Source organism: Bifidobacterium sp. POST2/T3 (B1) (genome assembly GCF_058197115.1).
Genome location: NZ_JBVPQK010000237.1, coordinates 1 through 4,030, shown reverse-complemented (window position 1 = coordinate 4,030; position 4,030 = coordinate 1). Strand labels below are relative to the sequence as shown.

The 4,030-nt window shown below is 60.9% G+C and carries 3 protein-coding genes and 1 pseudogene; 2 read left to right on the top strand and 2 right to left on the bottom strand.

Annotated elements, in window-relative coordinates:
• A pseudogene (locus AC0AP0_RS09705) lies at nt 1-117 on the top strand (DNA starvation/stationary phase protection protein); the annotation flags it as partial.
• Between the two features lie 490 nt (nt 118-607).
• Nucleotides 608-1,990 carry a Na+/H+ antiporter NhaA gene (gene nhaA / locus AC0AP0_RS09700; RefSeq protein WP_490430313.1) on the top strand — a complete coding sequence of 461 codons (1,383 nt, stop codon included), beginning with the start codon at nt 608-610 and terminating at the stop codon, nt 1,988-1,990.
• A gap of 92 nt (nt 1,991-2,082) precedes the next feature.
• On the opposite strand, the gene AC0AP0_RS09695 is transcribed toward nhaA, so the two are convergent.
• Together AC0AP0_RS09695 and AC0AP0_RS09690 are read right to left on the bottom strand one after the other, a co-directional pair.
• Nucleotides 2,083-2,850 carry an SDR family oxidoreductase gene (locus AC0AP0_RS09695; protein ID WP_490430312.1) on the bottom strand — a complete coding sequence of 256 codons (768 nt, stop codon included), beginning with the start codon at nt 2,848-2,850 and terminating at the stop codon, nt 2,083-2,085.
• Nucleotides 2,851-3,330: 480 nt separating this feature from the next.
• Nucleotides 3,331-3,939 (bottom strand): M48 family metallopeptidase, encoded by a 609-nt coding sequence (locus tag AC0AP0_RS09690; RefSeq protein ID WP_198230212.1) that lies wholly within the window; start codon nt 3,937-3,939, stop codon nt 3,331-3,333.
• Between the last annotated feature and the right edge of the window lie 91 nt (nt 3,940-4,030).

Below are 4,030 nucleotides of genomic sequence, written 5' to 3'. Positions count from 1 at the left end.
GACCGCGAGGCCATCAAGGAGCTGGACGACCTGGACATCGTCAGCTCCAACATTCTGCAGGACCACGTGCAGGAGCTCGAGCACTTCCAGTGGTTCATGCGCAGCCACCTGTTCTGAGTTTATTGAGTTGCTGAGTTCTGAGAACTCGTCACAGCTCCGATAAGCGGTAAGCCAGCGGCCCTGCATCGTGAAAGGTGCGGGGCCGCTGGCATTTTCTCTGACCGAGATAGACTCTGGGCTTCAGGATAGAATTGACACTTGGGAGACGGCCGGGCGCCGCCTCATGCCGGGAAGACTGGTCGGCCATGGAAGACCGAACCCTATCCGCCCGACCAGGAGCATCATGCCGCCCACGCCTACATTCCCAGCATTCTCTGTCAATCCACGTCGTCAGGATTACGACGATTCGAATTCGCAACAGAATCTCAAACCTTTCAATCCCAGGCAGTCGGATTCCCGACCATCAGACCCCCAACCTAATTCCGGACCGTCGGAGTCCAAGCCATCGAATGCCCAGCCATCAAATCCGCAGCGTGGGCGGGGTGGATCTGACAGGGACCGGCACAACCGACTCCATCCTTCAAACTTCTTAGCCGCTCTGTCATCGTTGGCTGAAAACGATCGGATCACCGGGCTATTCATGATGGCCTGCGCCCTGGCCGGGCTGATCCTGGCCAATCTTCCAGAGACCGGGCCGGGGCTGAACGCTCTTGCCGCTTGGATTCCTCTGGACCTGCCCGGTGGACTGAGCCTGTCCCTGAAGGATTGGATACAGGACGGGCTGTTGACCATATTCTTCCTGACCATGGGCCTTGACCTGCGCCAGGAGGCTGCCACGGGCACTCTGCGCGACCACAGGCAGGTCCTGCTGCCCATGCTGGCCGCCTTGGGCGGTGTGGCCGTTCCGATCCTGATCTACTGCCTGTTCAACCTGGGCTCCCCTGCCGGGTTGCGCGGCTGGGCTGTTCCAACGGCCACCGATGTAGCCTTCTCCCTGGCGGCTCTGCAACTGCTCCTGCCCAAGGCCGGGCCCGCCCTGCAGGCCTTTTTGATGACTCTGGCCATCTTCGACGACCTGATCGGCGTCCTGCTGATCGCCCTGGGCTACTCCAGCTTGGGACAACCGAGCTGGCTGCTTGTCTGCCTGGTCGGCCTAGTGGTCTGGGCCTTGCTGGTCCGAGCGGCGAGCCGTTCCGCCCGGCTCTGGCGACCCTTGGTACCTCTCTACTTGTTGGGCGCTCTCGCAGGTGGTCTGCTGGCCTGGTACAGCCTCTTCAAGGCTGGAATCCACCCGGTGCTGGCGGGAGTTGCAATGGGCCTATTGACCCCTGTAGCCAGGCCGAATGCGGCCGAAGCGGAAGCAACAGAAGCGGAAGAGCCTTCGGCCAGTACCGCGCCGAACATAACTGAGCCAACCGAGCATAGGCCAACCGATACAAAACCATCCGGTACCGAGCCGACCGAGACCCATCCACCAGTGACCAGTCAAGCCAATACCAAACCAGCTGGGTTTGAACCAACTGAGATTGAGCCAAACCGCAACCCGACGCTATCACCGGCTGAACGGCTGGACCACTTCCTGACCCCTTTGAGCGCCCTGGTGATCCTGCCCCTTTTCGCCTTCTTCTCGCTGTCCATCTCCCTGGATCAGCTGGGACCCGGACTGCTGACTGACCGGGTCTTCTGGGGCGCCACGCTGGGACTGGCCTTGGGCAAACCCCTGGGGATCATGACCATGCTGGTCCTGGCAGGCCATCTGGGGCTGCGGCGACCTGCCGGCTCCACGACCGGGAACCTGATCGGCCTCTGCCAGCTCTGCGGAATCGGCTTCACCATGTCCTTCCTGATCGCCAACCTGGCCTTCGCCGGATCCCCACACCTGGAGTCAGCCCTGCTGGGCGTGCTGGCAGGGTCGGTCCTGTCCGTGCTCATCGTGGCCGTCGGCACCATTCCCGGTCGACTGCGGTCCGCCAGGCACGTCTCATCCTGACTGCAGGACTCATCCCTCTGCCAGACTCAGCCCATGCCAGAATCTTCCCCTGCCAGTCTCGGTTTCCTACAGAATCGACCCCCCAACCAGACTCAGCTGCGACGGTAGAGCTTGGTGTAGGAGCCCTCGGCCCGGGGACGGACCACGATTTGGTCGATGTCCACAGTGTCGGGCTGCTCCAGGGCCCAGGTGACGCATCCAGCGATGTCGTCGGCGGTCAGCGGGTCGGGCACCCCGGCGTAGACCGCATCGGCCCGGTCGCTATCCCCGCCGAACCGCTTCAGGGAGAACTCATCGGTGTGGACCAGGCCCGGAGCGATGTCGACCACGCGCACTGGCTCGCCAATCAGTTCCAGCCGCAGAATGCGGGCCATGACCCGTTCCGCCGCCTTGGAAGCGCAGTATCCGCCACCGCCCTCGTAGGGCTCGATGCCTGCCGTGGAGGAGATCACCAGAACCGTGCCCTCCGACTCTTTCAGGGCCGGGAGCAGCTTCTGGATGACCCGCAGGGTGCCAATGACGTTCAGCTCGTACATGCCGCGCCAGTCGTCCAGGCTAGAGGTAGCCACCGGGTCCTTGCCAAATGCCGCACCGGCGCAGTTGACCAGAGCCTTGACCGGCCCACCCTTGAGCACAGCTTCGACGGCCGCCTGGGTGGAGTCCTCGTCGGTCACATCGCAGACCTCATAGGTGAAGTTCTGACCCAGCTGGTCGGCGAGGGCCTTGAGATTGTCCTCGCGCCGAGCCAGACCGACCACCTTCCAGCCCTTGTCCACCAAGGCCCGCACACTGGCCTGGCCGATGCCACTGGAGGCGCCAGTCACCACGGCACGCTTGATTGTTTTCTTGGATTCCGTCATCTCATCCGCTCCTTCATGATTTATTCCCCCGGATTGACTCCACGCTTGCCTCCGGTTCGCAGGGAGCCTGCCTAGCTGCTGCAGGATCGCCCTTCTTCTTTAACGCTAGCGCACCAGCATGGGCTGTGACAGACTCTCTTCGTTCTTCGATGACAAATGTGGCGCATTAAACCAGCCTCGAGCAGGGTCGGAACGAATTAAAGGCAGGTTAGTTGAGTCAAAATAGATCAAAGTCAGATCGGGCTGAATCAGGCCGTATAGTCAGGTTAGATCAGGATCGAAAGGATGCGTCAAAAAACCAATCCTGCTTCGTACGAGATGGCCTAGCGGGGCTCCGATTCGGAGCTCATCAGTACGAATGATGCTGTGGGTTCATAATTTACTGGCTCGCAGTGTGCAAGTTTAGAAATCACGCCGAGTTCACAGCTCCCGAAATCATGACTCTGGAAATCATGACTTCAGATGTCGAAGCTTCGGAGGTTACAGAGCTAAATAGCGGTTGAGCCGACGACGGCGCTCAGCCCAGTCGGGCATATAACGATCCATCCGCGCGCGGAAGCCGGGCCCGTGACCATGCTCGTAGAGGTGGGTCAGCTCGTGAACCAGCACATACTCCAGCAGGTCGGGATCCAGCCAAGCCAGGTCGGTGTTGAGCCGGATGCTGGCAGTGGCGGGAGTGCAGGAGCCCCAGCGAGTTTTCATCTTCCGCAGACTGATGCGCTCAGGCCGACGGCCTACCACAGGGACCCAGCGATCCAGAAGGATGGGCAACCTCTCACGGAGAATCCTCTTTGCTTCGGCCTCGGATCGGTCTGGCGACAGCAGACCATCAGCTCCAGGCTGGGCGTATACATCGCGTGAGCGGGCCAGACGCTCTCTAGTGGTTACGATCCAGCGGCGCTTGCCGTCGATAAAGGCACGAATCTGGTCATCGCTCAGCTTTAGAGGCGCCGTCACTTCCAGATGGCCGTCAGGCGGCTTGACTCGCAGATAGACGTTGACGATCCGCTTCCTGATGACCAGAACCGTCTCGTCGCCGATCTCCAGCTGCTCCGACCGGACTGGTTCCGCACGCCGTTTCCGCCTCATGACCTCCATTCTTTCGCCAAGACGCGACGCGACGCCGCCGAGATTGACTTGAGGGGACACTATGGTAAGCTATCCATTTGTGTGATTCTTC

Coding starts and splice junctions, on each gene's coding strand:
- AC0AP0_RS09695 (WP_490430312.1), bottom strand. CDS start 2,850: ATGACGGAATCCAAGAAAACAATCAAGCGTGCCGTGGTGACTGGCGCC.
- AC0AP0_RS09690 (WP_198230212.1), bottom strand. CDS start 3,939: ATGAGGCGGAAACGGCGTGCGGAACCAGTCCGGTCGGAGCAGCTGGAG.